The organism is Burkholderia guangdongensis (genome assembly GCF_013403875.1).
GTDB lineage: Bacteria > Pseudomonadota > Gammaproteobacteria > Burkholderiales > Burkholderiaceae > Burkholderia > Burkholderia guangdongensis.
In genome coordinates this window covers 238,916-265,397 of sequence record NZ_JACBNX010000001.1, presented here as the reverse complement: position 1 = coordinate 265,397, position 26,482 = coordinate 238,916, and the positions used below count along the sequence as shown (strand labels likewise).

Annotated in this window: 26 protein-coding genes; 2 read left to right on the top strand and 24 right to left on the bottom strand. The window is 65.7% G+C overall.

Annotated features, from left to right (window positions below; translation table 11 throughout):
• Positions 1 to 58: 58 nt before the first annotated feature.
• The 6 genes from leuD to HZI36_RS01165 form a co-directional block, all read right to left on the bottom strand.
• A complete protein-coding gene (gene leuD / locus HZI36_RS01190; protein ID WP_179400779.1) occupies positions 59 to 709 on the bottom strand; it encodes a 3-isopropylmalate dehydratase small subunit in 651 nt (216 codons plus the stop codon).
• Between the two features lie 11 nt (positions 710 to 720).
• Complete coding sequence (gene leuC, locus HZI36_RS01185) at positions 721 to 2,130, bottom strand: 3-isopropylmalate dehydratase large subunit (protein WP_179400778.1); 1,410 nt, start codon at positions 2,128 to 2,130, stop codon at positions 721 to 723.
• A gap of 193 nt (positions 2,131 to 2,323) precedes the next feature.
• On the bottom strand, positions 2,324 to 3,373 hold the full coding sequence (locus HZI36_RS01180) for a porin (protein WP_179400777.1): 1,050 nt from the start codon (positions 3,371 to 3,373) through the stop codon (positions 2,324 to 2,326).
• 101 nt (positions 3,374 to 3,474) lie between these two features.
• A complete protein-coding gene (locus tag HZI36_RS01175) occupies positions 3,475 to 4,395 on the bottom strand; it encodes a carbon-nitrogen hydrolase (RefSeq protein WP_179400776.1) in 921 nt (306 codons plus the stop codon).
• Between the two features lie 30 nt (positions 4,396 to 4,425).
• The gene (locus HZI36_RS01170) at positions 4,426 to 5,955 is read right to left on the bottom strand and encodes a sodium:solute symporter family protein (protein ID WP_179400775.1); all 1,530 of its coding nucleotides are present in this window, start codon (positions 5,953 to 5,955) and stop codon (positions 4,426 to 4,428) included.
• Positions 5,952 to 6,173: a hypothetical protein gene (locus HZI36_RS01165; RefSeq protein WP_179400774.1), complete on the bottom strand. Its 222-nt coding sequence runs from the start codon at positions 6,171 to 6,173 to the stop codon at positions 5,952 to 5,954. Before HZI36_RS01165 ends, HZI36_RS01170 begins: the two co-directional genes overlap by 4 nt.
• Positions 6,174 to 6,319: 146 nt before the next feature.
• On the opposite strand from HZI36_RS01165, the gene HZI36_RS01160 reads away from it, so the two are divergent.
• Positions 6,320 to 7,300, top strand: a complete 981-nt coding sequence (locus HZI36_RS01160) for a LacI family DNA-binding transcriptional regulator (protein WP_179400773.1) — start codon at positions 6,320 to 6,322, stop codon at positions 7,298 to 7,300.
• A 74-nt stretch (positions 7,301 to 7,374) separates the two neighbouring features.
• Here HZI36_RS01160 and HZI36_RS01155 read toward each other — a convergent pair whose 3' ends face one another.
• The 18 genes from HZI36_RS01155 to HZI36_RS01070 form a co-directional block, all read right to left on the bottom strand.
• Positions 7,375 to 8,274 carry a LysR family transcriptional regulator gene (locus tag HZI36_RS01155; protein ID WP_179400772.1) on the bottom strand — a complete coding sequence of 300 codons (900 nt, stop codon included), beginning with the start codon at positions 8,272 to 8,274 and terminating at the stop codon, positions 7,375 to 7,377.
• A gap of 39 nt (positions 8,275 to 8,313) precedes the next feature.
• Positions 8,314 to 9,558, bottom strand: a complete 1,245-nt coding sequence (locus HZI36_RS01150; protein WP_179400771.1) for an acyl-CoA dehydrogenase family protein — start codon at positions 9,556 to 9,558, stop codon at positions 8,314 to 8,316.
• A gap of 24 nt (positions 9,559 to 9,582) precedes the next feature.
• On the bottom strand, positions 9,583 to 10,344 hold the full coding sequence (locus HZI36_RS01145) for an SDR family NAD(P)-dependent oxidoreductase (RefSeq protein ID WP_179400770.1): 762 nt from the start codon (positions 10,342 to 10,344) through the stop codon (positions 9,583 to 9,585).
• A 90-nt stretch (positions 10,345 to 10,434) separates the two neighbouring features.
• Positions 10,435 to 11,199 carry an SDR family oxidoreductase gene (locus HZI36_RS01140; RefSeq protein WP_179400769.1) on the bottom strand — a complete coding sequence of 255 codons (765 nt, stop codon included), beginning with the start codon at positions 11,197 to 11,199 and terminating at the stop codon, positions 10,435 to 10,437.
• A gap of 67 nt (positions 11,200 to 11,266) precedes the next feature.
• Positions 11,267 to 12,298: a phosphotransferase gene (locus HZI36_RS01135; RefSeq protein ID WP_179400768.1), complete on the bottom strand. Its 1,032-nt coding sequence runs from the start codon at positions 12,296 to 12,298 to the stop codon at positions 11,267 to 11,269.
• 25 nt (positions 12,299 to 12,323) lie between these two features.
• Complete coding sequence (locus HZI36_RS01130) at positions 12,324 to 12,998, bottom strand: histidine phosphatase family protein (RefSeq protein WP_179401039.1); 675 nt, start codon at positions 12,996 to 12,998, stop codon at positions 12,324 to 12,326.
• A gap of 79 nt (positions 12,999 to 13,077) precedes the next feature.
• Positions 13,078 to 13,464, bottom strand: a complete 387-nt coding sequence (locus HZI36_RS01125; RefSeq protein ID WP_179400767.1) for a VOC family protein — start codon at positions 13,462 to 13,464, stop codon at positions 13,078 to 13,080.
• Positions 13,465 to 13,664: 200 nt separating this feature from the next.
• Entirely contained in the window at positions 13,665 to 15,632 is a 1,968-nt protein-coding gene (locus tag HZI36_RS01120; protein ID WP_179400766.1) for an alkaline phosphatase family protein, read from the bottom strand.
• A 312-nt stretch (positions 15,633 to 15,944) separates the two neighbouring features.
• Entirely contained in the window at positions 15,945 to 17,474 is a 1,530-nt protein-coding gene (locus HZI36_RS01115; protein ID WP_179400765.1) for an amino acid permease, read from the bottom strand.
• A 127-nt stretch (positions 17,475 to 17,601) separates the two neighbouring features.
• Positions 17,602 to 18,066, bottom strand: a complete 465-nt coding sequence (locus tag HZI36_RS01110; RefSeq protein ID WP_179400764.1) for an Lrp/AsnC family transcriptional regulator — start codon at positions 18,064 to 18,066, stop codon at positions 17,602 to 17,604.
• A gap of 121 nt (positions 18,067 to 18,187) precedes the next feature.
• A complete protein-coding gene (locus HZI36_RS01105) occupies positions 18,188 to 18,946 on the bottom strand; it encodes a dimethylarginine dimethylaminohydrolase family protein (protein WP_179400763.1) in 759 nt (252 codons plus the stop codon).
• A gap of 283 nt (positions 18,947 to 19,229) precedes the next feature.
• The gene (gene gltA / locus HZI36_RS01100; RefSeq protein WP_179400762.1) at positions 19,230 to 20,531 is read right to left on the bottom strand and encodes a citrate synthase; all 1,302 of its coding nucleotides are present in this window, start codon (positions 20,529 to 20,531) and stop codon (positions 19,230 to 19,232) included.
• 55 nt (positions 20,532 to 20,586) lie between these two features.
• Positions 20,587 to 20,862, bottom strand: a complete 276-nt coding sequence (locus HZI36_RS01095) for an FAD assembly factor SdhE (RefSeq protein ID WP_179400761.1) — start codon at positions 20,860 to 20,862, stop codon at positions 20,587 to 20,589.
• A 1-nt stretch (position 20,863) separates the two neighbouring features.
• Positions 20,864 to 21,565 (bottom strand): succinate dehydrogenase iron-sulfur subunit, encoded by a 702-nt coding sequence (locus tag HZI36_RS01090; RefSeq protein ID WP_179400760.1) that lies wholly within the window; start codon positions 21,563 to 21,565, stop codon positions 20,864 to 20,866.
• Between the two features lie 24 nt (positions 21,566 to 21,589).
• On the bottom strand, positions 21,590 to 23,365 hold the full coding sequence (gene sdhA, locus HZI36_RS01085; protein ID WP_179400759.1) for a succinate dehydrogenase flavoprotein subunit: 1,776 nt from the start codon (positions 23,363 to 23,365) through the stop codon (positions 21,590 to 21,592).
• 3 nt (positions 23,366 to 23,368) lie between these two features.
• Positions 23,369 to 23,737 (bottom strand): succinate dehydrogenase, hydrophobic membrane anchor protein, encoded by a 369-nt coding sequence (sdhD, locus tag HZI36_RS01080; protein WP_179400758.1) that lies wholly within the window; start codon positions 23,735 to 23,737, stop codon positions 23,369 to 23,371.
• Between the two features lie 4 nt (positions 23,738 to 23,741).
• Complete coding sequence (sdhC, locus tag HZI36_RS01075; protein ID WP_179400757.1) at positions 23,742 to 24,158, bottom strand: succinate dehydrogenase, cytochrome b556 subunit; 417 nt, start codon at positions 24,156 to 24,158, stop codon at positions 23,742 to 23,744.
• A 202-nt stretch (positions 24,159 to 24,360) separates the two neighbouring features.
• On the bottom strand, positions 24,361 to 25,164 hold the full coding sequence (locus tag HZI36_RS01070) for a GntR family transcriptional regulator (RefSeq protein WP_218883528.1): 804 nt from the start codon (positions 25,162 to 25,164) through the stop codon (positions 24,361 to 24,363).
• A 297-nt stretch (positions 25,165 to 25,461) separates the two neighbouring features.
• On the opposite strand from HZI36_RS01070, the gene HZI36_RS01065 reads away from it, so the two are divergent.
• Positions 25,462 to 26,445 carry a malate dehydrogenase gene (locus tag HZI36_RS01065; protein WP_179400755.1) on the top strand — a complete coding sequence of 328 codons (984 nt, stop codon included), beginning with the start codon at positions 25,462 to 25,464 and terminating at the stop codon, positions 26,443 to 26,445.
• Positions 26,446 to 26,482: the final 37 nt, after the last annotated feature.

The following is a 26,482-nucleotide window of genomic DNA, read 5'->3' as shown; positions in this document are numbered from 1 at the left end:
GACGAGTACGGAACGACGAACGCGCGCCGCACGGGCACGCGTTCCTTCGGCCAGCGCTTCAGCCGACCAGCTTGTTGTTCAGCCACGGCTGCTTCGCGAGGCGCTCGGCCTCGAACTGGCGGATCTTGTCCGCGTGGCGCAGCGTGAGGCCGATGTCGTCGAAGCCGTTCAGCAGGCAGTACTTGCGGAACGCGGCGATCTCGAACGGATATTCGCGGCCGTCCGGCGCGCGCACGACCTGCGCGTCCAGATCGATCGTCAGCTGATAGCCGTTGAACGCGTACGTGTCGTTGAACAGGTGGTCGACCTGCTGCTCGGTCAGCGCGATCGGCAGCAGGCCGTTCTTGTAGCAGTTGTTGAAGAAGATGTCCGCGAAGCTCGGCGCGATGATCGCGCGGAAGCCGTACTGCTGCAGCGCCCACGGCGCGTGCTCGCGCGAGCTGCCGCAGCCGAAGTTCTTGCGCGCGAGCAGGACCGACGCGCCCTGGTAGCGCGGCTGGTTCAGCACGAAGTCCGGGTTCAGCGGGCGCTTCGAGTTGTCCTGGCCGGGCTCGCCGTGATCGAGATAGCGCCACTCGTCGAACGCGTTCGGGCCGAAGCCGGTGCGCTTGATCGACTTCAGGAACTGCTTCGGGATGATCGCGTCCGTGTCGACGTTCTCGCGATCGAGCGGCGCCACGACGCCGGTATGCACAGTGAATTTTTCCATGATCGATCCGGTTATCCGAGCTTGCGAATGTCGACGAAATGGCCTTCGATCGCCGCGGCCGCGGCCATCGCCGGGCTGACGAGGTGCGTGCGGCCGCCCGCGCCCTGCCGGCCCTCGAAGTTGCGGTTCGACGTCGATGCGCAGCGCTCGCCCGGTTCCAGACGGTCCGCGTTCATCGCGAGACACATCGAGCAGCCCGGCTCGCGCCATTCGAAGCCCGCGTCGGTGAACACCTTGTCGAGCCCTTCGCGCTCGGCCTGCGCCTTCACGAGGCCCGAGCCCGGCACGACCATCGCGAGCCGCACGTTCGCGGCGACGCGGCGGCCGAGCTTCTTCACGACGTACGCGGCCGCGCGGATGTCCTCGATCCGCGCGTTCGTGCACGAGCCGATGAAGATCTTGTCGACGTTGATCGACTCCATCGGCGTGTTCGGCTCGAGCGCCATGTAGGCCAGCGCGCGCTCCATCGCGTCGCGCTTGACCGGATCCTTTTCACGCTCGGGATCGGGCACGCGGCCGTCGATCGACGTGACCATCTCCGGCGACGTGCCCCACGTGACCTGCGGCACGATCTCGGCCGCGTTCAGCTCGACCACGCGGTCGAACTGCGCGCCGTCGTCCGACTTGAACTGGCGCCAGTATTCGACGGCCTGATCCCATTCCGCGCCGGTCGGCACGAACGGACGGCCTTTCAGGTAGTCGATCGTCGTGTCGTCGACGGCGACCATGCCGGCGCGCGCGCCCGCTTCGATCGCCATGTTGCAGACCGTCATCCGGCCTTCCATCGTCAGCGCGCGGATCGTCGAGCCGCCGAATTCGATCGCGTAGCCGGTGCCGCCCGCGGTGCCGATCTTGCCGATGATCGCGAGCACGATGTCCTTCGCGGTGCAGCCGCGCGGCAGCTGGCCCTCGACCTTCACGAGCATGTTCTTGCTCTTCTTCTGCAAGAGCGTCTGCGTCGCGAGCACGTGCTCGACTTCCGACGTGCCGATGCCGTGCGCGAGCGCGCCGAACGCGCCGTGCGTCGACGTATGCGAATCGCCGCAGACGATCGTCATGCCCGGCAGCGTCGCGCCCTGCTCGGGCCCGATGATGTGCACGATGCCCTGGCGCAGATCGTTCATCTTGAACTGCGTAATGCCGAATGCGTCGCAGTTCTTGTCCAGCGTGTCGACCTGCAGCTTCGACACCGGATCGGCGATGCCGTGGCTGCGATCGGTCGTCGGCACGTTGTGATCGGACACCGCGAGGTTCGCGCTGATGCGCCACACCGGGCGGTGCGCGATCGTCAGCCCCTCGAACGCCTGCGGGCTCGTGACTTCATGCAGGAGCTGGCGGTCGATGTAGAGGAGCGTGGTGCCGTCGTCTTCGGTATGGACGACGTGGGTATTCCACAGTTTGTCGTAGAGAGTCTGGGCCATGGTGTGTGGGGTCGTGATGGCTACAAGCCTTGCGGGTGCGGTCGATTATGCCACGCAAAACCGGCCCAGGCGTACCGGGATACAGAAAAAAGTTAATAAAAACAGTGAGTTGGGTAGTATTCCGGATACAGGTATCGATATTACCCGGCTCGGCTCACGCGCCCCCGCCGCGTGAGCCCCCGGCGCGCGCGAATCAGAACGTATGGGTCATCCCGAGCATCACGCCGAACTGGTTCGTGCCGTCGAGCGGCGTCGGGTCGTATTCGTAGACGGTCTGCGAGCTGTGGCGTGAGTTCCGCGAATACCCGACGTTCAGATACGTGCTCGTGCGCTTCGACAGGCTGTAGGTCGCGCCCGCGGCGACCATCGTCGGATGCCCGGTCTGCGGATCGTTGGACAGCGTCTGATAGACACCCAGCCCGAAGCCGATCATCGGCGTCGCCTGCAATCGGCCGCCGCCCCAGACGACCGTCTTCGACGGCGCGAGATCGCCCGTCTGCCGCTCGACGCCCGCGACCAACTCTCCCGTCCCGATCCGGTACGCGGCGTCGACCACGCCGATCCGGCGCACGAGCCCTGACGTATCCGGCGCGCCGGCCACACCGGCCGCCCCGTTCGTCTCGCGCAGCACGGCGCTCGCGCTGAACGCCGCGCCGCGATATTCGCCGCCGAGCTCCAGCACGCGCCCGGACCGGAAATTCCCGGCCACGCCGCCCGTCGCGACCAGCGCCTTCAGCTTGATTCCCGACAGGTCCGGCGACTGATATTTAATCGTACTACTAATAAAATTGTCGGTGATCGGAATGAGTTGCGACTGACCGCTGTACGCCGAGTAGTAGAACGGATCGAACGTCAGCGTCTCGTCGAACAGCAGGCTCGGCTGGCGGCCCGCGGTCACGGTTCCGAAGCCGCCGCTCAGGCCGACGTACGCGTCGCGGAAGAATTCGTAGCCGGGCACGAGCGGCGTTCCGTCGTTGATGTTGAACGACTGCTCGAGCTTGAACACCGCCTTCAGGCCGCCGCCGAGGTCCTCGGCACCGGTCAGGCCAAAAATGGTCGGCAGGTTGCCGTTGCTCTGCAGATTGACTTCGCTGTTGTGCCCGTCCGCCTTCGTCCGGTACTGAATCCCGCCGTCCAGCCATCCGTACAGCGTCACGCTGCTCTGTGCGAACGCCGCGGCCGGGACCGCGCACGCGAGCGCCAGCAGTACGCGCGGCAGGTGCGCGCCTCGATGAAACGTCATGTCTTCCTCCTGTCGATATCCCTGTTCTTGGAAATTCGCGCGCGACGGGCCGGGCCGCATCCGCGCCGGCCCCGTCACGCGCGCACTACGCGCGCCGAATATCAGCGGGTCAGCGCGCCGTAGACGTCCGGCCGCCGGTCGCGCAACAGCCCCCATGCGGCACGCTGCAGGTGCACCGCTTCGAGATCGAACGTGTGCATCACGAATCCTTCGGTGGTGTCGTCCATCTCCTTGACGACCTCGCCGCGCTGGTTCGCGATGAACGAGTGGCCGAAGAACTCGATCCGCGTATCGCCCCCCTTCTCGACGCCGATGCGGTTCGACGCGACGAGCGGCATCATGTTCGCGGCCGCGTGCCCGCATTGCACGTTGCGCCAGTGGCTATGGCGCAGCGCGGTGTCCTGCAGGTCCGCGAACGCGCCGTCGAGCGCCGTTGGCATGCCGATCGGGCTCGAGCCGATCGCGGTCGGGAACAGCAGGATTTCCGCGCCCTGCAGCGCCATCGCGCGCGACGCCTCGACGAACCACTGATCCCAGCAGATGCCGACGCCGAGCGTCGCGTAGCGGGTGTGCCAGACCCGGTGCCCCGTGTCGCCGGGGTTGAAGTAGTACTTCTCGAAGTAGCCCGGCCCGTCCGGGATGTGCGTCTTGCGATACGTGCCGAGCACGTCGCCGCCCGCATCGACGATCGTCACGCTGTTGAAATAGCGCTGATTGGGGTCGCGTTCGAACGTGCTGACCGGCAGCACGACATCGAGCTCCGCCGCCAGCTTGCGGCACAGCGCGACGGCCGGATTCTGGTCGATCGGCTTCGCGAGCGAGAAGAACGTGGGATCGATCGTCTGGCAGAAATACGGCGCCTCGAACAGCTCCTGCAGCACGATGATCTGCGCGCCCGCGGCCGCCGCGGCACGCACTGCGCGCTCGGCGGCCTCGAGATTCTTCTGCAGATCCCACGAGCACGCGAACTGGGTGGCGGCGACGCGGACTTCGCGCTGGCCGACGGGGTGAGAACGGTCCATCTGTGTTTCCTTTCTTTCTGTTTGTCGTCATCAAATCGTGCGGGCCGGCGTCGCGGCAGCCGGCGCCGGCGCCGTCGCGCGCGTCGCGTCGTCGGCGCTCTGGCGGCTGAAGAGCCGCTCGACCCGCGCCCGCTCGGCGGCGCTCATCGGCATCAGGAACGTCACTGCGAAGTACGCGGCCGTGTTGACCAGCAGCGCGGCCACGCCGGACGTGACGCCGCCGAGCCATGGAATCGACAGCGGATAGAGCACCTGCAGCACGATCGCGGTCACGAACCCGCTGACCATCGCGACGACGGCCGCCGCGGCCGTGCCGCGCTTCCAGAAGATGCCGAGCAGCAGCGTCGGCGCGAGTTGCGAGATGCCCTGGTACGAGATGAACGCGAGCACGATCAGCCCGGACCCGACGCCGACCGTCGCGAACGCGCCGAGCGCCGCGAGCACGGTCAGCGCGACGACCGCGATGCGTCCGATGCGCACGTCGGTGATGCGCACGTCGAGCGCGGCGCCGACGATGTCGTTCGCGGCCTGCGTGCCGAGCGCCTGCAGGTTCGCGCCGATGTTGCCCATCGTCGCCGCGACCACGCAGATCCCGGCGAGCGTGACGAGACCGACGCCGCCGATGCCGGCCGTGATGAACCACACGTTGTCGGGTGCCGTGTCGACGCCGGGCAGCGTCGTGGCGGCCATCGCGAGCAGCGTCAGCGCGGTGGCGAAGATCAGCATCAGCGGTGCGGCCAGCACCGCCGAGCGCTTGATCGTCGCCGTGCCGTTGGCGGTAAAGAGGCGCACGAAAATGTCGGGCCAGCACCATCCGCCGAGCACGCCGGTCAGGATCAGCGACGACACGTACAGCGGCCCGAGCGGGCTGCCGGGGCCAGGCAGCGAGTAATGGCTCGCGGGCAGCTTGTCGAAACCGTGGCCGTTCGTGATGAGCCACGTGAGCAGGCCGAGCATGATGATCGTGCCGATCACGTACGCGACGATCCCCTGCACCATGTCGCTGATGATGATGCCGCGCATCCCGAAGCGCGCGGTCCAGATCTGGCGCACCCCGATCACCGTGATGCCGAGCAGCACCGCCGCGGTCGCGCCGACGTGGCCGAACGACAGGTACTTGAACACGAGCGCGAGCGACTGCATCCCGAGAATCACCCAGGGGAACGACGCGACGATCCCGATCACCGCCGCGACGACGCGCACCGTGCGGGAGCCGTAGCGCAGCCCGAGCAGGTCCGCCTGCGTGCGCAAGTCGTGGCGCTTGCCCCAGTCGTACACCGGCCGCGCGAGAAAGAACATCAGCACGACCGCGAGCAGCGAATAGACGAGCGAATAGAAGCTGATCACGCCGAAGCCCGCCGCGAAGCCGGCGAACGAGATGAAGCCGGTGCCGGGCAGCCACGTGTTCAGGAACGCCATCGCACTGAACCAGGAGCCGAACGACCGCCCGGCGGTCGCGTATTCGCTGAACGTCGCGCTCTTCTTCTTGGTCGCCTCGAGAATGCCGATCACGACGAGAAAGAACGCGGCGATGCCGCCATAGCCGATCACTGCGTTCATTGCTCGCCTCCGTCCGGATCGATCGCCACCATCACCACGAGCGTCAGCGTGATGAACACACAAGTGCCGATGAAATAACCGAGCGACGCGAGCGCCGTGCCGTTGCCGGCGATCCAGTGGAGCTGAGGCGTCAGCCCCAGCACTAAGTCGAGAATCACGAGCGACGCGATCACCGATCGGCGCCACTTGTCGGGTGAGCGTTGCGCAGCCTGCTGCATGAAAGTCTCCAAAGTCGGTTCGTTGTGAACTGCGTGTCAAACCTATGATTTATCGATGCCGGAACGTTCCGGCACGGTGGTGAGAATGAGCCTGCCGATATAGCATGTCAAGCTCCGTCGGCTCGAAATCTCATCAGGGTTTACCTATGGCAGCAGTCACCATCGTGGATCTGGCAAGCGCGCTCGGCCTGTCGAAAACGACCGTATCGGACGCGCTGATCGGGTCCGGGCGCGTGTCGGAAGAAACGCGCAAGCGCGTGGCCGACGCCGCGCAGGCGATGGGCTACGTGTCGAACAAGGCCGCGCGCTCGCTGCGCCGGCGCAGCATGGGCGCGTTCGGGCTGTACATCCCCGCGTATGCGCGCGCGCTGTCGTTCTACATGCACTTCGCGTTCGGCGCGGCGGCCGCGGCGGCGGCCGTCGGCAACGACCTCACGCTGCACGCGAACGACGCGAAGCAGTTCCATGTGGACGGCGCGATCGTCATCGACGCGATGGACGACGATCCGGTCGTCGCGCGCATGCTCGACGCGTCGATCCCGATCGTGTTCGCGGGGCCCAGCGGCCGCGCGCTCGCGCCGACGCTGACGGTCGGCACGATCGAGATCGACCATGCGCGGATCGTCGCGCGCGTGCTCGATGCGCTCGCGTCCGAGGGGACGCGGCGGCCCGGCTACATCGGCATGGAAGCGAGCCGCAGGCCGGGCTGGGCCGCGGAATCGCAGCGCGCGTACGACACATGGTGCGCGCGCGCCGGCGTGACGTCGCACCGCGTCGCGCTCACCATGAATCAGCGCGAGGACGAGCTGTTCCGCGCGGTCGAGCAACTAGTGAACGGCGGCGATGTCGACGCGCTCGTGATCAGCCCGCAGGGCGTCGCCGCGCGCGTCGCGTCGATGCTGCCGCAATTCGGGAAGCGGCTCGCGCTGAAACACGAACCTGGCTTTCATCTTGCGTCGCTGGCCGGCGATCCGGTCGGCGAACTCGGCAGCGCGCAGATCCTCGCGGTCGATCTGGAGCCGAAGCAGTTCGGCCAGGCCGCGGTCGAGCTGCTGCACGAGATCACGACGAATCCGCAGCCCGGCCACGCGCATCGCTTTTACCAGCCGGATTTTCTGGCGGGCTAGACGCGGGCGGCCCGCCCCGGCTTCGATGCCGACCGCGCGCCAGCGTCAGGCCACGCCGCGCGGACGCTTCACGGTCAATCCGCCGCGTCTCGCATCAGCCGCATCAGTTGCTCGCGCAACCATTGATTGCCCTGATCCCGGTCGACGCTGCGATGCCAGTAGCAGTGATATTCGAGGTACGGCACCTCGAACGGCAGCTCGAGGACGCGCGCCGGATAGCGCTGCAGCAGCCTGAGCGGCGCCGTCAGCGCGAGATCGCTGCGCATCGCGATCAGCGGCGCGACCATGTAGTGCTGCACGCGCATCTGCACGTTCCGGCGCAGCCCGAGCCGCGTCAGCTCCGCGTCAACGTAGCCGCCGCCCTTGCGGCGGCTCGACACGTGGATGTGCCCCATCGCAAGATAGTCGGCCATCGACAGGATGTTGCCCTTGAACGGATGGTCGTGACGGATCAGGCACGCATAGCGGTCGCGCACGAGCGGCGCCTGATGCAGATGCGGATCGTCGATCAGCGGCGCGTCGATCGCGATGTCGACGGAGCCGTTCGCGAGCGCGGTCGGCACCTCGCTGCGGTCGGTGTAGTAGCTGCGCACGCGCATGCCGGGCGCGTGCCGCTGCAGCACCTCGCTCAGCGCCGGCAGCACCAGCGCCTCGGTCAGGTCGGTCATACTGACGCGGAACACGCGCTCGGACGCGGCCGGCTCGAACACGTCGCCTTCGTGCGCGCTCGAATCGAGCAGCTGCAGTGCCTCGCGCACGCGGCCGATGATGTTCTCCGCCATCGGCGTCGGCATCATCCCGGCCGGCGTGCTGATGAACAGTTGATCGTTCAGCGCGCGGCGCATCCGCGCAAGCGCGTTGCTGACGGCAGGCTGCGTGATGCACAGCATCTCGGCCGCGCGCGTCAGGTTGCGCTTGTTGTAGATCGCCTCGAATACGACGAACAGGTTCAGGTCAAGCTTCGATAAGCGCATCGCCGTGCCTCCTCGCCGGCGCGGCCGTCCACGTCACGCTCACGCGCGCGCCGGCGGCGTCAGGTAATCGGCGGCCGCGCCGCGCGTGCTCGACTGGAGCTCCATCCGCGCGATCGACTGCAGATGCACCTCGTCCGGACCGTCCGCGTAGCGCAGCGCGCGGCCCCAGGTCCAGTGATCGGCGAGCGGCGTGTCCGGGCTGATCCCCATCGCGCCGAACACCTGCATCGCGCGGTCGCAGACGTTCGTATGCATCGTCGGCACCACCGCCTTGATCATCGAGATTTCCTTGCGCGCGGCCTTCGCGCCGACCTTGTCGATCATCCACGCGGCCTTCAGCACGAGCAGGCGCGCCTGGTCGATCTCGATCCGCGAGCGTGCGATCCATTCGCCGACGGTGCCGTGCTGATGCAGATACTTGCCGAACGTCTTGCGCTCCTGCGCGCGATCGAGCAGCAGTTCGAGCGCGAGCTCGGCCGCGCCGATCGAGCGCATGCAGTGGTGGATGCGCCCCGGCCCGAGACGCGCCTGCGCGAGCGCAAAGCCGCTGCCCTCCTCGCCGAGCAGGTTGCTCGCCGGCACGCGCACGTTGTTGAACGTGATCTCGCAATGCCCTTCCGGCGCGAAGTGATTCATCACCGTGATGTTGCGCACGATCTCGACGCCCGGCGTGTCGCGCGGCACCAGGATCATGCTCTGCTGCTGATGGCTTTCCGCGTCCGGGTCGGTCTTGCCCATCACGATGAAGATCTTGCAGTTCGGATGCGCGGCGTTCGTGATGAACCACTTGCGCCCGTTGATCACGTAGTCGCCGCCATCACGCGCGATGCGCGTCGTGATGTTCGTCGCATCCGACGAAGGCACGTCCGGCTCCGTCATCGCGAACGCCGAGCGGATCTCGCCGTTCAACAGCGGCACGAGCCATTGCTCGCGCTGCTCGGGCGTCGCGAACATGTGCAGCAGCTCCATGTTGCCGGTATCCGGCGCGTTGCAGTTGAACACCTCGGACGCCCACGACACGCGGCCCATGATCTCCGCGAGCGGCGCATATTCGAGGTTCGTCAGCCGCGTGCCGGGCTCGCCGTCGTGCAGGTGCGGCAGGAACAGGTTCCACAGCCCTTGCGCCTTCGCACGCGCCTTCAGGTCCTCCATGAACGACACCGGGTAGTGGCCCGCGTGCACTTCGTCGTTCCATTGACGGATGCGCGGCACGATCAGGTCGTCCATGAACGCGCGCACGCGCTGGCGAAGCTCTTCGACCTTGGGGGTATAAGCAAAATCCATGACGGTTCCTTCGATATCGATCGTTCAGAATGCCGAGACGCCGCCGTCCACTGCGACGGCCTGCCCGGTCAGATACGAGTTTTCCTTCGCGCACAGCATCAGCATCGTCGCGACGACTTCCTCCGGTTGCCCGAGGCGCTTCATCGGCGAACCCTGCGCGAGAAAATCCTGCTTGCCGCCGATGTCGCCTTCGGTGACCATCGGCGTGAGGGCGTAGAACGGGCATACCGCGTTCACGCGAATCCCGTGCCGCGCGTATTCGACGGCGGCCGTCTTCGTCAGGCCGACGACCGCGTGCTTCGCGGCCGCGTACGCGGCGAGCTTCGGCGCGCCGCCGAGCCCGGCCATCGACGCGACGTTCAGGATCACGCCGCCGCCGCCCTGCGCGAGCATCTGGCGGATCTGATGCTTGATCCCGAAGAACACGCCCTTCGCGTTGACCGCGAAGTTCAGATCGAGATCGGCCTCTTCGGTGTCGATCAGCGCCTTCATCGGCGGCGCGATGCCCGCGTTGTTGATGCCGACGTCGAGCCGGCCGAACTGCGCCACCGCCGCGACGACGAGCGACGCGACATCCGCCTCGACGCTCACGTCGCAGCGCTGCGCGACGACGCCGGCGCCCGCGTCACGCAGCGGCGCGGCGACGCGCTCGAGCCCTTCGGCGTTCAGGTCGCCGAGCGCGAGCTTCGCGCCCATCGCCGCGAGCTCGCGCGCGAGCAGTGCGCCGAAGCCGCTCGCCGCGCCGGTGATCATCACGACCTGGCCGGAATAGCTATCGATTTTCATGTCAGCCTCCGCCGGGCCGCCCCAAGGAGGCTGACCGCCCCCTCGGGGGGCAGCGAACGTAGTGAGTGTGGGGGTCGTTTCATCTCAGCCTCAGATCGTGATGCCGCCGTCGACGACGATGCATTCGCCGTTCGTGTAGCTCGACGCGTCGGACACCAGATACAGCACCGTGCCCGCCATCTCGCGCGGCTCCGCGTGGCGGCGCAGCGGAATCTGCTCCATCCAGCGCGCGTAGATGTCCTTGTTCTCGAACAGCGCACCCGCGAACTTCGTCTTCGTCAGGCCCGGCAGCAGCGCGTTCACGCGAATCCCGAACGGCCCGCACTCCTTCGCGAACGCCTTCGTCATGTTCACGACCGCGGCCTTCGTGATCGAATAGATGCCCTGCTTGTCGCCCGGCTGCAGCGCGTTCACCGACGCGGTGTTCACGATCGCGCCGCCGCCCTGCGCCTTCATCATCTTGCCCGCCTCGACCGACATGAAGAAGTAGCCGCGCACGTTCACGTCGACCGTCTTCTCGAACGCGGCGAGATCGGTATCGAGGATGTGGCCGAAATACGGATTCGCGGCCGCGTTGTTCACGAGGATGTCGAGGCGGCCATGCTTGGCGCGGATGTGCTCGAACGTCGCCGCGATGTCCTCCATCTTGCCGACGTGGCACGCGAGCGCCTCGGCCTTGCCGCCCGCCTTGACGATCTCGTCGGCGACCGTCTGGCAGTCCTCGAGCTTGCGGCTCGACACGATCACGTGCGCGCCCTGCTCGGCGAGCAGCTTCGCGATTTCCTCGCCGATCCCGCGGCTCGCGCCCGTCACGAGCGCGATCTTCCCGGTCAGGTCGAACAGATTCGTTGCCATGTTTCGCTCCTTCAATTGATTCGGTATTCGATGAAATTCGTCGACGGCGGGGCGCGCCGTTCGGGGTTCAGCGGTGCGCGTCGATCACGCGCACTGCCTGCTCGGCGAGCGGCCCGGCCATTTCGCCGACCTGCAGCGCCTTCGTGCTCGATGCGTTCCCCTTCAGCGCGCGAGCCTTCACGCCCTGCAGGATCGCCGCGAGCCGGAAGAAGCTGAACGCGAGATAGAAATGCCAGTCGCGGATCGGCTCGATCCCGCGCAGCTCGCAGTAGCGCGCGACGATCTGCGCTTCGTCAGGAATGCCGAGCGCCGCGCGATCCTGATCCGCGAGCCCCGAGATATAGCCGCTCGACGGCAACCGCAGGCACATGCAGAAATACGCGAGATCCGCGAGCGGATTACCGAGCGTCGACAGTTCCCAGTCGAGCACCGCCTTCACGCGAAAGCCGTCGTGCTCGAACATCACGTTGTCGATCCGGAAATCGCCGTGCACGAGCGTCGGCCGGCCCGTGTCGGCCGGGCACGCTTTCGGCAGCCAGTCGATCAGCGTTTCCATCGCGTCGAGCCGCTCCGTCTCGGCCGCGCGGTACTGCTTCGTCCACACGCCGATCTGCCGCTCGAAGTAATTGCCGGGCCGGCCGTAATCGGCAAGGCCGGCCGCGTCGACGTCGACGTCGTGCAGCGCGGCCATCGTGCGCAGCATCGCGTCGTAGCAGATCGCCCGCTCGTCGTGCGGCAGGTCCGGCAAGGCAGGATTCCAGAAGATCCGCCCGTCCTCGAAGCTCATCACGTAGAACATGCTGCCGATCACGTCGCGGTCTTCGCACAGGTGATACGGGCGCGCAACCGGCACCGCGGTCCCCGACAGCGCGGTCAGGATGCGGAATTCGCGATCGACCGCGTGCGCGGACTTCAGCAGCTCGCCCGGCGGCTGCCGACGCAGCACGTAGCGGCCGCTCTTCGCGGTCAGCAGGAAGGTCGGATTCGACTGGCCGCCGGCGAATTTCTCCGCATCGATCGGCCCTTCGAAACCGGGCACGTGTTGTTCCAGATAGCGCGCCAGCTTGGCGACGTCGAGTTGCTGTGCGGAGGTCGTCATCGTCCCGATCATTCCGTGTCGTGGGTCAGCCGTAGGTCCGGTATTCGTGTCGCTCGGGGTCTTCCAGATGCGGAATGCCGTTGAACGAAGCGAGATGGAACGACTCGGCGTTGTAGAAATACTGCGAGATGCTGCTGTTGCGGATCTGCAGGTTCAGCGCGATCGCGCTCGACGCCGGCGCCGCGACCGCCTGCTGCAGCGTGACCGCGATCGGGCCGCCCGAGCTCACCGCGAGCACGCGCTGCCCGGCGCCGTTCTGGATCGCGGCGCGCGCGTCGGCGACACGCTGCTGGAACTGCGCCCACGTCTCGGGCACGGGCCCGCGGATCTTGTCCTGCGACCACAGGTGCAGCATCTCCTTCAGCGCGCGGTAGTGATCGCGCATCGAGCCGGCGGCCATCTTCGTCACCACCGGGTGATCGTCGCCGAGCGCGGCGAACAGCCCGCTGAAGTCGTATTCGTTCAGGCCCGGATGCTGGTCGTAGCCGACGCCCGCGCGGCCCATGCCGCGCAGGATGCCGTCGACGGTCTGCTCGTGCCGGCGCAGCGTGCCGCAGATCACGCGATCGAAGACGATGCCCTGCCGCGCGAAATATTCGCCGAGCCAGACGCTCTGCTGCTCGCCGCGCGCGGACAGCAGATCGTAGTTGTCCGCGCCGAACGACGCCTGCCCATGCCTTACCAGAAAGAGTTCAGCCATCATGTGCTCGCTCAAGTGATGCGCTCAGCATAACGGCCACGCGTTCATTTTTGAAATTTATTGCGTGAATCGGCAAGCATCACTCTGGCGAATGGCAGCACACGCAGAGCTTGTTGCCGTCCGGATCGCGGAAATACGCGCCGTAATAATTGGGGTGGTATTGCGGACGCAGGCCGGGCGGCCCTTCGCATGTGCCGCCGCCCTGCAGCGCGAGCGCATGGCAGCGGTCGACGCTCGCGCGCGTCGGCGCGAGAAACGCCGCCATCTGGCCGTTGCCGGGCGCGCTCGGATTACCGTCGTATGGCGTGCAGATCACGAACAGCGGGCGATCGACGGTCTCCGGCATCCATCCGATCGAGTCCGCCTGCCGGAACCTGAGCCGCAGCCCCAGTTCGCCGAACCATTGCGTATAGAAGTCGTACGCGCGATCGACGTCGCTTACGCCTACGCAGATGTGCGAATACATCGGCTCCCTCCTGTCGCCGCTGTGTGTGCGATACCGCGCGATGATGCCATGCCGGCGCGGCGCGGGCGCGAAAAAGCGCTTCGCGAGCAGGCGGAGATGACTCGAGCGCATTCAGCAAAGCGAAAGCGGCAGGGTTTCGAGCCCTGCCGCTTTCAGGCTACGCACCGCCGTCAAAACGACGGCCGGCCGGAACCGCCGTTCTAATTGTTGCCGTCACCGTGCTCGTGACGATCGTCCCCATGCCGGAAACTGAACACGCTGAACAAATCGCCGATCGCAGGCGCATTGACCGGCACATATGGATTCGGCGACGTCTGCACCGGATTCGGCAGATTGTCGCGGCTACGCGACGTGATCGGCGCGAGTGACCAGTTGCGTTCGATGAACTTGATGATCGACACGTGGTCGGCGTACTCGTGCACGACACGCCCGCCTTGCGAATAAGGCGACACGACGATCAGCGGAATACGGGAACCGTCGCCAAAAAAGTCCAGCGGCTGAACGTAACCGGAATCATAGTAGCCACCGCCCTCGTCGTTCGTGATGAAGATCGCCGTCGACTTCCACAGCTCGGGGCGGCGCTGAACGGCGTCGATGATCTTGCGCACGAACCCCTCGTACAGACCGTACTTCGACGACGCCGGATGCCCGTCGAGGAGCCCGCCCGGCTTCACGTACGACACCGCCGGCAGTTTGCCGTCCGCAATATCGTCGTAGAGATCCGGCACATCCTTGAAGTGCTTCCCGACCACCTCCTTGTTCGTCATGATCGCCGTTTCATAAAGGAACGGGTTGCAGATGTTGCAGTAGACGCTTGCGCCGCTGACCTTCGGGTCCGAGCTCTTGAACGTATTCCAGCCTTCGCCGTAATACTTCCACGAGATGTGCTTCGCGAGCAGCGAGTCGGCAATGGTGCGCACCGGCGACGGCGGAATCGTGAACGCGCTCGTATTGACCGAGCCGTCGCCGTTGTAGCCCGGGTTGTAGTTGTTCAGCAGGTAGTAGGCGCTCGCCGCGCAGTTCGGGTTCGGGTGATACGGCAGCGTGCCGAGATAGCCGACGATCGCGTCGACGCCCGGCTGCTTCGCATCCGAGCAGTTGCTGTACGAACCGCCCGCGTAGCCGTCCTGCGCGTACCAGTTGTTCGTGCCGGATTGCGGCCGCGGATCTTCGATCTCATTGGTCGGCGGGGTCGCGACATGCCCTTGGCCGTCAGTGAAGTAAAGCGCATCGGCCGTGCCCAGCATGATGCTGTTCGCGCCCGTACCGCCCATCACCGGCTGGTGATAGTTGTCGCTGATCGTGTATTGCTTCGCGAGCGCGGTGAAATACGGCATGTCCTTGCCGTTGTTCACGTTGTAGAAGCCGAGCGCGGTCGAGCCTTCGCCGGTGGTCTGGTCGTTGAACGTCGCGGACTGCGCGTTGCCGTTGGAGCCGGCGCCGATCGTCGTCTCGACCCACGCGAAAAGATCGGCGAGGCAACCGCTCGGATTATCGGCGCTCGCATGGGAGACGCTGCAGTCCGCCTGCTGCCATGCCTGATAGAACCGATGTACCGGGCTCGCGATGTACTGATCGTAATCCGGGCCGACGCGCGAGATCTGATAGGGCCCGTTCGGCAGCGTGAACGTGTTCGTGCCGAAGCGCGTGTCGACCGACTTCTGCGGCAAGCCGGTCGCGCCCGTGGTCAGATGCACGATGTCCTGCGGCTCCAGCGCATCGCTTTCAGCGGCTTGCGCCGCCGCAAGCGTCGCGAAAGGCGGCGGATTCGCATCGCTCGCGGCCGTGGGAGCGGAACCGGTATTGGGGGCGGGAAGCGTCGTGTACGGCGCTTTTCCGCCGGGGCTGAGCTGGAAGTGCGACGGATCGGTCGCCTGAGCCGTGTATTGCGCGGCGGCGGAGAAATTCGTTCCGGGGCTGCCGTCCGCGTTGATGATGCGCCGGGACAGCAGGTTCGATACCGTTTGCCCCGTGCGAGGCTGGTATGCGCCAAAGACCTGATCGAACGTGCGGTTTTCCCCGACGATGACGATCACATGCTTGATCGGCGAGATCGTATGTCGGGACGCATCGTCCCCCTCGTGTGTCTCGCTTTGCGCGAGGGACGCGAAAACCGCGCTCGCGATCACCAGCGCGACGCCGCCGCCGGCCAGACCGGCACGCCGCATGATCCTCGTTCTCGACCCATTTGTTCGCTTCATCACACCCTCCTTGGAAAAGCCGCGCTTTTTGCCGTGAGCGCGGAAACCTCGATGCATCGCAATGCGTTGCCGGTTCGGCGATTACCGCCCGTTACCGCGCGTTACGAAAACATACCGGCCGGGTGTGACGATCCAAGGACGCGCACGTGTCGCTGCCGAGTCGATTGAATGAATACGAAGAAAGGGGGGGTATGACCGCCCACGAAAAAGCCGGACCGCGGCACTCGCCGGTCCGGCTTCGACACATCCACGCGATCAGACGTGATCAGGACGGCCGCGTCACGCGCGCCGATCGTCCGGCGCATCCTCGCGCGCGGCAAGCCGATTCATCCACGGCGCGATCTCCATCTCCTCGTAGCGCACCAGGCGGCTGTTGCGGATACGCCGGTACGCGAACCAGATCGCGACGAACAGCGGAATCCACACGTAGATCGACACGATCTCCTTCCAGTCGATGTGCTTCGCGAAGAACGCCTGATAGTCCTGCCCGAGCGAGATCACGAGGCACAGCACGACCGCGAAGATCGGCCCGAACGGGAAGAATTTCGCGCGGTACGGCAACTGGTCGAGCCGGTAGCCCTGCTTCACGAAGCCCTTGCGGAACCGGTAGTGGCTGACCGCGATCCCGAGCCACGCGATGAAGCCGGTGATGCCGACCGTGTTCAGCAGCCACAGATAGATCGTCTGATCGCCGGACAGCGAAGTCAGGAAGCACAGTGCGCCGACCGCCATCGTCAGGTACAGCGCATTGCGCGGCACGCCGCCCGGCGACAGCTTCGCGAACAGCTTCGGCGCGCGCCCTTCGGCGGCGAGGGTATACAGCATCCGCGTCGCCGCGTACGTGCCGGAGTTGCCGGCCGACAGCACGGCCGTCAGCACGACGACGTTCATCGCGCCCGCCGCGAGCGGGAAGCCCGCGCGCTGGAACACCAGCGTGAACGGGCTCACACCGATGTCGGTCACGTCGCTCTTCAGCAGGTTCGGATCGGTGTACGGAATCAGCAGCCCGATCACGAGGATCGCGAACACGTAGAACAGCAGGATGCGCCAGAAGATCTGCTTGACCGCGCGCGGAATCGTCTTGCGCGGATTTTCCGATTCGCCCGCCGCGACGCCGACGAGCTCGGTGCCGAGGAACGAGAAGCCGGCGATCAGCGCGACGCTCATCATCGCCTGCATGCCGCCGACGAACGGCGCGTCGCCGATCGTGAAGTTGTGCAAACCCGCGCCCGGCACCCGATGCAGCACGCCGGCCAGCATCAGCACGCCGGCCGCGATGAACGCGATCACGGTGACGACCTTGATCAGCGAGAACCAGTATTCGGCCTCGCCGAAGCCGCGCACCGACATCGTGTTGAGCAGGAAGATCAGGATCAGGAACGCCGCGCCCCAATAGGCGCCCGGCACGCCCGGAAACCAGTAGCGCATCACGAGCTGCCCCGCGACGAGCTCGACCGCGATCGTCACCGCCCAGCTGTACCAGTAATTCCAGCCGAGCGCGAGGCCGAAGCCTTCGTCGACGTACTTCGCGCCGTAGGTCGCGAACGAGCCGGACACCGGCATCAGCGCGGCCATCTCGCCTAAGCTCGTCATCACGAAATAGACCATCAGCCCGATCAGCATATACGCGGCGATCGCGCCGCCCGGCCCGGCCTGCGCGACCGACGCGCCCGACGCCACGAACAGCCCCGTGCCGATCGCGCCGCCGATCGCGAGCATCGCGATGTGCCGGCTCTGCAGCCGGCGCTTCAGCACGGTCGGCGCTTCGTCGGATGCCACTCGGTCATCCGTCGCTTGCAAAACATCCATCATGTCACCTCTGGAAACCCGGATCGAATCATGTCGATTCGATATGCGAAACAAATCAATCGGCTTTCCGCCACGCGGTTCGGTGCTCGACGGGGGATGAACGGGATCGGCGGCCGGCGCAAGCGCGTCAGACGCCGCTGCGCTTGATCGTCTGCAGCTCGGTGGTCGTCACGATCTTCTCGATCCGGAACCGCGGATTCGCGAGCCACGCGTTCGCGAGCTCGTGATATTCGGCGAGATCGCGGCACGCGAGCCGCACGAGAAAATCGAACGCACCGCTGACGAGCCAGCAGTCGAGCACCGCCGGATGCGCGCGCATCTCGTCCTCGAACGGCCCTTGCGAGCGGCCGTGGTCGGCGAGCACGACCTGCGCGAGCACGACGATCAGGCGCTCGTCGTCCGGCAGACGGACCACGGCCCGATAGCCCTCGATCACGCCGAGCGCCTCGAGACGCTGAACGCGCGCCTGGCACGGCCGCGGCGTCAGGTTCACGCGCTCGGACAGCTCGCGGTACGAGATCCTTCCGTCGCGCCGCAGGATGTCGAGAATCCGGTGGTCGATCTTGTCGAGTTGCGCCTTCTTGTCCGTCATCCGCGTTCGCTCCGGGCGGGGCATGGCCAGCCGCGCGGAGCACCGCCGATTCATCCGCGCGCGAGCATTATCCGGCCGAACCGGATCGCGCGCCAACCGGCACGTGGCGGAGAACGCCCCGTTAGAAACGCAGCGACAGGCAGGTCAGGCCGCCGTCCATCTTGCGGAACTCGCTCGTGTCGAGCACGTGCAGCGGCACCCCGAGCGCGTCGAGACGCTCCTGCACGCGCGGATAGCCGGCCGGCGTCAGCAGCGCGCCGTTCACGCCGAGCGTGTTGCACGCATACTCGTCGGCCATGTCGATCTCGATCCGGCGGAATGCCTGGAACGCCGGATGCTCGGCGAGCACGTCGCAGACGAGCAGCGTGTCGCCGCCGACGTAGTTCACCGACGACTTCAGATGCAGGTTCGCGCCGATCGGCACCGCCTCGACGTCATAGCCGTAGTGCGACACGATCTCGTCGAACGCGCGCACGCCGGCCTCGTCGGTGCGGCCCGACAGCCCGACGAAAAAGCGCTTGCCGATCAGCATCACGTCGCCGCCGTCGAGACGGCCGTCGTGCATCGGCTTCAGCTCGCGATGCTCGCCGAGCGGCGCGCCGATCGACTCGATCTCGCCGCGCCGCGCGGGCGCGCCCGGACGCGTGATCACCGCGAATTCCGGCGTGACGACCGCAACGTCCTCGACGAAGTGCGAATCGGGGAACGCGTCGAGCGACGGCAGCTCGGTGACCTCGACGCCGAGCGTGCGCAGCGTCGCGCAGTACGCGTCGAACTGCTGCAGCGTCTTCGCGTGATCGGGCTTGCCGAGCTGCGAAGTCGTGAGACCGTTGCCGCACGATGCGGCGGGCCGGCGAACGATGGCCTGGGTGAATTTCATGGGAATGCCTCCTCTCTTTGTCATGACCGGCACCGGGCTCGTCGGCCCCGCGCCGCCTCTTCGTTCCGGGCTCAAGTGCTCCGGGTTCCGAACTATTATCTGGCGCCGCACCCGGTCATTCGCGTCGAATTCGACGGCACGCACAGCCGATTCGGTCGAATTCGGCGCGGCGCACAGCCGATTCGGTCGCGCCGATTCGGTCGCACAAAGCGGAACGCCCCGACGGGCTGACCCGTCGGGGCGTTCGAAGGAGGCGATCCGGCCGCGCGCGGCCGGACGATGCTCAGCGTGCCGAGAGCGGCTTCGCTTCGCGCGGCGTATCGCCGACGAAGAGCTGACGCGGACGGCCGATCTTCTGCTCCGGATCCGCGATCATTTCGTTCCACTGCGCGATCCAGCCGACGGTACGCGCCATCGCGAAGATGCAGGTGAACATCGACGTCGGGATGCCGAGCGCGCGCTGGACGATGCCCGAGTAGAAGTCGACGTTCGGGTACAGCTTGCGCGACACGAAGTATTCGTCTTCGAGCGCGATCTTCTCGAGCTGCATCGCGAGCTTGAACAGCGGATCGTCGTGCAGGCCGAGTTCGGTCAGCACTTCGTAGCACGTCTCGCGCATCAGCTTCGCGCGCGGGTCGTAGTTCTTGTACACGCGGTGGCCGAAGCCCATCAGCTTCACGCCCGAGTTCTTGTCCTTCACCTGCTTGATGAACTCGGGGATGTTGTCCGGCGAGCCGATCTGCTCGAGCATGTTCAGCGCGGCTTCGTTCGCGCCGCCGTGCGCCGGGCCCCACAGACACGCGATGCCGGCCGCGATACACGCGAACGGGTTCGCGCCCGACGAGCCGGCGAGACGCACGGTCGACGTCGACGCGTTCTGCTCGTGGTCCGCGTGCAGGATCAGGATGCGGTCGAGCGCGCGCACGAGCACGTCGTTGACCTTGTACTCCTCGCACGGGTTCGCGAACATCATGCGCATGAAGTTCGCGCTATACGACAGCTCGTTGCGCGGATACACGAACGGCTGGCCGATGCTGTACTTGTACGCCATCGCGACGAGCGTCGGCAGCTTCGCGATCATGCGGATCGCCGACACGTCGCGGTGACGCGGGTCGTTGATGTCGAGCGAGTCGTGGTAGAACGCGGACAGCGCGCCGACCGCGGCGACGAGAATCGCCATCGGGTGCGCGTCGCGGCGGAAGCCACGGAAGAAGAACTGCATCTGCTCGTGCACCATCGTGTGCTTCGTGACGGTATCGACGAACTCGGTCTTCTGCGCGGCGTTCGGCAGCTCGCCCTTCAGCAGCAGGTAGCAGGTCTCGAGGAAGTCGGCGTTCTGCGCGAGGTTGTCGATCGGGTAGCCGCGATACAGCAGCTCGCCCTTGTCGCCATCGATATACGTGATTGCGGAGTTGCAGGCCGCCGTCGACATGAAGCCCGGGTCATACGTGAACTTGCCGGTCTGGCCGTACAGCTTGCGGATGTCGATCACGTCGGGGCCCATCGAGCCCTGGTAGATCGGCAGTTCGACGCTCGGCGAATTGTCGCTGAACGATAGCGTGGCTTTTACATCGGACGGGGTCATGGCACATCCTCAATCGAAATGTTGAAACGGGGATTCGATAACGGGCGCAGCGCCCTCAGACGCTGCGCAACATCTCCAGCAGCCGGCGCACGTCCGGGCTGTCAAGGTTGCCTTCCGGTGCCTTGCTGGTCAGCAGCAAGTCCATCAGGTCGTTGTCGCTCAGATCGAGCAGGCGCGACAGCGCGCCCACGTCTGCATCAGTGAGGTCATGCTCGTATCTGCCGAAGAAACGCTCGAAAATCAGATCGTTCTCCAGCAGACCGCGCCGCGCGCGCCAGCGAAGGCGCGCGCGGCGGTGCGGGTCGGACTGGTGGGATTCGTCGATGCCCATATCAGACCGCACGGCGAACCATCAGCTCCTTGATCTTGCCGATCGCCTTCGTCGGGTTCAGGCCCTTCGGGCACACGTCGACGCAGTTCATGATCGTATGGCAACGGAACAGACGGTACGGATCTTCCAGGTTGTCGAGACGCTCGGCGGTCGCGTTGTCGCGGCTGTCCGCGATGAAGCGGTACGCCTGCAGCAGGCCCGCCGGGCCGACGAACTTGTCCGGATTCCACCAGAAGCTCGGGCACGACGTCGAGCAGCTCGCGCACAGAATGCACTCGTACACGCCGTCGAGCTCGTCGCGCTCCTGCGGCGACTGCAGGCGCTCCTTCTCGGGCGGCGGCGCGTCGTTGATCAGGTACGGCTTGATCGAGTGATACTGGTTGAAGAAGTGCGTCATGTCGACGATCAGGTCGCGCACGACGGGCAGGCCCGGCAGCGGACGCAGCACGATCTTCTGCGGCAGATCGTTCAGGTTCGTCAGGCACGCGAGGCCGTTCTTGCCGTTGATGTTCATCGCGTCCGAACCGCACACGCCTTCGCGGCACGAGCGGCGGAACGACAGCGTCTCGTCGACGGCCTTCAGCTTCACCAGCGCGTCGAGCAGCATCCGCTCGTGCTGAAGCTCGAGCTCGTACGTCTGCATGCGCGGCGCGGCATCCTTGTCCGGGTCGTAGCGGTAGACTTCAAAAATACGTTTTGCCATTTCGGATTCCTTTGACTCGCCGGATCAGAACGTACGCGCTTTCGGCGGCACGGATTCGACCGTCAGCGGTTTCATGTGGACGGGCTTGTAATCGAGGCGGTCGCCTTCGCTAAACCACAGCGTATGGCGCATCCAGTTCTCGTCGTCGCGATGCTCGTAGTCGCTGTGCGCGTGCGCGCCGCGGCTTTCCTTGCGCGCCTCGGCCGACACCATCGTCGCGCGCGCGACCTCGATCAGGTTGGCCAGCTCGAGCGCCTCGACGCGCGCGGTGTTGAACACCTTCGACTTGTCCTTCAGGTGGACGTTGCCGACGCGCGCTTCCAGGCCCTTCATCTCCTGCACGCCTTCCGCGAGCAGCGCCGACGTGCGGAACACGCCCGCGTGCTTCTGCATCGTCGCGCGGATGTCGTTCGCGATGTCCTGCGTGTACTCGCCCGACGACGACTGCTCGAGCTTCGCGAGGCGCGACAGCGAGAACTCGGCCGCGTCGGCCGGCAGCGGCTTGTGCTCCTTCTGGTTCTTCACGTGCTGCACGATGTGGTTGCCCGCCGCGCGGCCGAACACGACGAGGTCGAGCAGCGAGTTCGTGCCGAGGCGGTTCGCGCCGTGCACGGACACGCACGAGCACTCGCCGACCGCGTAGAAGCCGTTGACCGGCTCTTCATGATCGCGCGACGTGCCGACCACCTGGCCGTGCATATTGGTCGGAATGCCGCCCATCTGGTAGTGGATCGTCGGGACGACCGGGATCGGCTCCTTGATGCAGTCGACGTTCGCGAACTTCAGCGCGATCTCGCGGATCGACGGCAGACGCTTCATGATCGTCTCGGCGCCGATGTGCGACAGGTCGAGCAGCACGTGGTCCTTGTTCGGACCGACGCCGCGGCCTTCCTTGATTTCCTGGTCCATCGAGCGCGACACGAAATCGCGCGGCGCCAGATCCTTCAACGTCGGCGCGTAGCGCTCCATGAAGCGTTCGCCGTTCGAGTTGCGCAGAATGCCGCCCTCGCCGCGCACGCCTTCGGTGATCAGCACGCCCGCGCCTGCCACGCCGGTCGGGTGGAACTGCCAGAACTCCATGTCCTGCAGCGCGATGCCCGAACGCGCGGCCATCCCGAGGCCGTCGCCGGTGTTGATGAACGCGTTCGTCGACGCCGCGAAGATCCGGCCCGCGCCGCCCGTCGCGAACAGCGTCGTCTTCCCTTCGAGGATATAGACGTCGCCCGTTTCCATTTCGAGCGCGGTCACGCCGAGCACGTCGCCGTCCGCGTCGCGGATCAGGTCGAGCGCCATCCATTCGACGAAGAACTGCGTCTTCGCCGCGACGTTCTGCTGGTACAGCGTGTGCAGCAGCGCGTGGCCGGTGCGGTCCGCGGCCGCGCATGCGCGCTGCACCGGCTTCTCGCCGTAGTTCGCGGTGTGGCCGCCGAACGGACGCTGGTAGATCGTGCCGTCCGCGTTGCGGTCGAACGGCATGCCCATATGTTCCAGTTCGTAGACCGCGTGCGGCGCTTCACGGCACATGAATTCGATCGCGTCCTGGTCGCCGAGCCAGTCGGAGCCCTTGATCGTGTCGTAGAAGTGGTAGTGCCAGTTGTCTTCGCTCATGTTGCCGAGCGATGCGCCGATCCCGCCTTGCGCGGCGACCGTGTGCGAACGCGTCGGGAACACCTTCGACAGCACGCAGACCGACAGGCCCGCGCGCGACAGTTGCAGCGAAGCGCGCATCCCGGAACCGCCCGCGCCGACGATCACCACGTCGAACTTGCGACGCGGCAGGGAAGATTTGATTGCAGCCATTCTTTACACTCTCCAGAGAATCTGCGCGGCGTAGCCCGCACATGCGAGCAGCCAGACGATGGTCAGCGATTGCAGCAGCAGGCGCACACCAACGGGCTTCACGTAGTCCATCCAGATGTCGCGAATGCCGACCCATGCGTGGTAGAAGAGCGAGAGCAGCGTCACGAACGTCGCGAGCTTCATCCATTGCGCCGAGAAGATCGACGCCCAGCCGTCGTACGAGAAATCGTGCGCGGTGAAGAACAGGACGAGCAGCACGATCGTGTAGATCGCCATGATCGTGGCGGTGATGCGCTGCGCGAGCCAGTCGCGCAGGCCGTAGTGGGCGCCGACGACGAGGCGCTTCGAGCCGATTCGGTTGTTGGCTGCCATTTTCTTAGAATGCTCCGAACAGTTTGAGGGCCATCGCGACCGTCAGCAGCGACGAGACGACCAGCACGACGACCGACGTCGACTTGCCGCGCTCCTTCGTGACCGCGTCGTGGTTCATGTCCATCGCCAGGTGGCGGATGCCCGCGCAGAAGTGGAACAGGAACGCCCACGACAGCGCGAGGACGATCAGCTTGACGATGATGTTGGAGAGGAACTGCTGGAAGACCTGGAAGCTGATCTCGGAGGTCAGGCTCTTGTCGAAGAGATAGAGCAGGAACGGGAGAAAAAGAAACAGCAGCGCGCCGCTGACTCGATGGAGAATCGACACCTTCGCCGCGAGAGGCAGGCTGTATTTCGTCGTGATGTCTCCGAAGCCGATGTTCCGGTATTCCGGTCTCGGTTTTCTTACTGCGTCACTCATGCTAGACCCCACTATGTTGTCACACTAATCCGCGATTTTAGCGCTTTTTTATATCGCGCTGCAGCGAAAGTCTGCGTTGAATCGTTGCGCGACAGGAAGCAAACGCGGTCCAAAACCAGTTCAAAGCGCGCGTGCATCCACCGGTAGCGGCGACAGCGCGCGACCCGAGCCCACCGGGGCCCCAGCGCCCCGAGTCGATGCGTCAGCTCAGATCGTTCTGATAGTAGTACCCGGTCGTGACATACCATCCGCGCCGCACCTCGACGGGGCGGTCGCCATATGTATACGAAACCCTTTCGACCGACAGCAGCGGAAAGCCCGGCGGCACGCTCAGCAGGTCGGCCACCGACGGCTCGGCCGCGACCGCGCGGATCTTCTCCGACGCGCGGATCATCCGCGTGCCGAACTCGGTCTCGAACATCGCGTAGAGCGGCCCCTTGTACTCGCTCAGCCGCTCGAACGTCAGCCCGCGGAACATCGTGCCCGGCAGCCAGATCTCGTCGAGCACCGTCAGGTCGCCGTCGAACGCGAGCAGCCGCCGCACCTGCACGACCGGATCGGCCGGCTTCAGGTCGAGCTGGCGCGCGATCTCGGCGGGCGCGCGCGTGCGCCGGCACTCGAGCAGGCGGCTCACGTGCGGATGCTCGGCGCCGTCCTCCGCGAGCAGGCGCAGGAAACGGAACTGCGCGCGCTCTTCGTTGTGCGTTGCAACAAACGTACCCTTGCCCTGACGGCGCACGAGCAGATTGTCGGCGGCGAGCTCGTCGATCGCCTTGCGCACGGTGCCCTGGCTGACCTTGTAGCGGCCCGCGAGCTCGACCTCGCTCGGGATGATCTCGCCCGGCTTCCATTCACCCGTTTCCAGACTCTGCGTGATCAACGACTTGATCTGCTGGTATAACGGACTGAACGTCGGCGACGGCGAAGGCGCGACATCGGGCCCGCCCGGCTGCCCTGGGCCGCCTGCGCCAGTCGGATTCGCGGTGTTCGCCTGGTTCGATGTCATGGCACGCATTTCATCACAAACCCGGCTTTTGCGTCCAGAGAATTTCCCGAATACATCTGTCTTATATAAGACATATGATACTGTTTGACATTGCGTCGCGCGGCTCCTAAACTCCGGGTCGAGCAAGGGTTCGCGGGTCTTCAGGCGCGCCCCCGGCCACGTGCACCGGCCCACTCAGGCGCGCGCGCGCATGCCCCCGAGAATCCTCCGCCCTGCTTCACAGCAACGCAACGTGTAACGCGCATAAAATGGCGTTTTCCCTAGCGTCCACCGCTTCACCCGTCCTGGAGATTTTCAATGGCTAAGCCCGCAAAGCGCGTTGCCGTCACCGGCGCCGCAGGTCAAATCGCTTATTCCCTGCTGTTCCGCATCGCGAACGGCGACCTGCTCGGCAAGGATCAGCCGGTCATTCTGCAACTGCTCGACCTCCCGCAAGCGCAAGCCGCCGTCAAAGGCGTCGTGATGGAACTGGATGACTGCGCATTCCCGCTGCTCCAGAGCGTCGTGATCACCGACGACCCGAAGGTAGCGTTCAAGGATGCCGACGTCGCGCTGCTCGTCGGCGCCCGCCCGCGCTCGAAGGGCATGGAGCGCAAGGATCTGCTGTCGGCGAACGCCGAGATCTTCACGGTTCAGGGCGCCGCGCTGAACGAAGTCGCGAGCCGCGACGTGAAGGTGCTGGTCGTCGGCAACCCGGCGAACACGAACGCGTACATCGCGATGAAGTCGGCGCCGGACCTGCCGAAGAAGAACTTCACCGCGATGCTGCGCCTCGACCACAACCGCGCGCTGTCGCAGCTCGCGGCCAAGTCGGGCAAGCCGGTCGCGTCGATCGAGAAGCTCGTGGTGTGGGGCAACCACTCGCCGACGATGTACCCGGATTTCCGCGTCGCAACGGCCGAAGGCGAATCGCTGACGAAGCTGATCAACGACGACGAATGGAACCGCAACACGTTCATCCCGACCGTCGGCAAGCGCGGCGCGGCGATCATCGAGGCACGCGGCCTGTCGTCGGCGGCGTCGGCGGCGAACGCGGCGATCGACCACGTGCGTGACTGGGTGCTCGGCACGAACGGCAAGTGGGTCACGATGGGCATTCCGTCGGACGGCTCGTACGGCATCCCCGAAGACATCGTCTACGGCGTGCCGGTGACCTGCGAAAACGGCGAGTACACGCGCATCGAAGGCCTCGAGATCGACGCGTTCTCGCGCGAGAAGATGGACGGCACGCTGGCCGAGCTGCTCGAAGAGCGCGAAGGCGTTGCCCATCTGCTGAAGTAAGCGCTTCCCGGGCCGCCTGCGGCGGCCCGGCAGCGAT

Excerpts from the sequence above, each read along its gene's own strand:
- leuD (WP_179400779.1), bottom strand. The coding sequence starts at position 709 with ATGGAAAAATTCACTGTGCATACCGGCGTCGTGGCGCCGCTCGATCGC.
- leuC (WP_179400778.1), bottom strand. The coding sequence starts at position 2,130 with ATGGCCCAGACTCTCTACGACAAACTGTGGAATACCCACGTCGTCCAT.
- HZI36_RS01180 (WP_179400777.1), bottom strand. The coding sequence starts at position 3,373 with ATGACGTTTCATCGAGGCGCGCACCTGCCGCGCGTACTGCTGGCGCTC.
- HZI36_RS01175 (WP_179400776.1), bottom strand. The coding sequence starts at position 4,395 with ATGGACCGTTCTCACCCCGTCGGCCAGCGCGAAGTCCGCGTCGCCGCC.
- HZI36_RS01170 (WP_179400775.1), bottom strand. The coding sequence starts at position 5,955 with ATGAACGCAGTGATCGGCTATGGCGGCATCGCCGCGTTCTTTCTCGTC.
- HZI36_RS01165 (WP_179400774.1), bottom strand. The coding sequence starts at position 6,173 with ATGCAGCAGGCTGCGCAACGCTCACCCGACAAGTGGCGCCGATCGGTG.
- HZI36_RS01160 (WP_179400773.1), top strand. The coding sequence starts at position 6,320 with ATGGCAGCAGTCACCATCGTGGATCTGGCAAGCGCGCTCGGCCTGTCG.
- HZI36_RS01155 (WP_179400772.1), bottom strand. The coding sequence starts at position 8,274 with ATGCGCTTATCGAAGCTTGACCTGAACCTGTTCGTCGTATTCGAGGCG.
- HZI36_RS01150 (WP_179400771.1), bottom strand. The coding sequence starts at position 9,558 with ATGGATTTTGCTTATACCCCCAAGGTCGAAGAGCTTCGCCAGCGCGTG.
- HZI36_RS01145 (WP_179400770.1), bottom strand. The coding sequence starts at position 10,344 with ATGAAAATCGATAGCTATTCCGGCCAGGTCGTGATGATCACCGGCGCG.
- HZI36_RS01140 (WP_179400769.1), bottom strand. The coding sequence starts at position 11,199 with ATGGCAACGAATCTGTTCGACCTGACCGGGAAGATCGCGCTCGTGACG.
- HZI36_RS01135 (WP_179400768.1), bottom strand. The coding sequence starts at position 12,298 with ATGACGACCTCCGCACAGCAACTCGACGTCGCCAAGCTGGCGCGCTAT.
- HZI36_RS01130 (WP_179401039.1), bottom strand. The coding sequence starts at position 12,998 with ATGGCTGAACTCTTTCTGGTAAGGCATGGGCAGGCGTCGTTCGGCGCG.
- HZI36_RS01125 (WP_179400767.1), bottom strand. The coding sequence starts at position 13,464 with ATGTATTCGCACATCTGCGTAGGCGTAAGCGACGTCGATCGCGCGTAC.
- HZI36_RS01120 (WP_179400766.1), bottom strand. The coding sequence starts at position 15,632 with ATGCGGCGTGCCGGTCTGGCCGGCGGCGGCGTCGCGCTGGTGATCGCG.
- HZI36_RS01115 (WP_179400765.1), bottom strand. The coding sequence starts at position 17,474 with ATGGATGTTTTGCAAGCGACGGATGACCGAGTGGCATCCGACGAAGCG.
- HZI36_RS01110 (WP_179400764.1), bottom strand. The coding sequence starts at position 18,066 with ATGACGGACAAGAAGGCGCAACTCGACAAGATCGACCACCGGATTCTC.
- HZI36_RS01105 (WP_179400763.1), bottom strand. The coding sequence starts at position 18,946 with ATGAAATTCACCCAGGCCATCGTTCGCCGGCCCGCCGCATCGTGCGGC.
- gltA (WP_179400762.1), bottom strand. The coding sequence starts at position 20,531 with ATGACCCCGTCCGATGTAAAAGCCACGCTATCGTTCAGCGACAATTCG.
- HZI36_RS01095 (WP_179400761.1), bottom strand. The coding sequence starts at position 20,862 with ATGGGCATCGACGAATCCCACCAGTCCGACCCGCACCGCCGCGCGCGC.
- HZI36_RS01090 (WP_179400760.1), bottom strand. The coding sequence starts at position 21,565 with ATGGCAAAACGTATTTTTGAAGTCTACCGCTACGACCCGGACAAGGAT.
- sdhA (WP_179400759.1), bottom strand. The coding sequence starts at position 23,365 with ATGGCTGCAATCAAATCTTCCCTGCCGCGTCGCAAGTTCGACGTGGTG.
- sdhD (WP_179400758.1), bottom strand. The coding sequence starts at position 23,737 with ATGGCAGCCAACAACCGAATCGGCTCGAAGCGCCTCGTCGTCGGCGCC.
- sdhC (WP_179400757.1), bottom strand. The coding sequence starts at position 24,158 with ATGAGTGACGCAGTAAGAAAACCGAGACCGGAATACCGGAACATCGGC.
- HZI36_RS01070 (WP_218883528.1), bottom strand. The coding sequence starts at position 25,164 with ATGACATCGAACCAGGCGAACACCGCGAATCCGACTGGCGCAGGCGGC.
- HZI36_RS01065 (WP_179400755.1), top strand. The coding sequence starts at position 25,462 with ATGGCTAAGCCCGCAAAGCGCGTTGCCGTCACCGGCGCCGCAGGTCAA.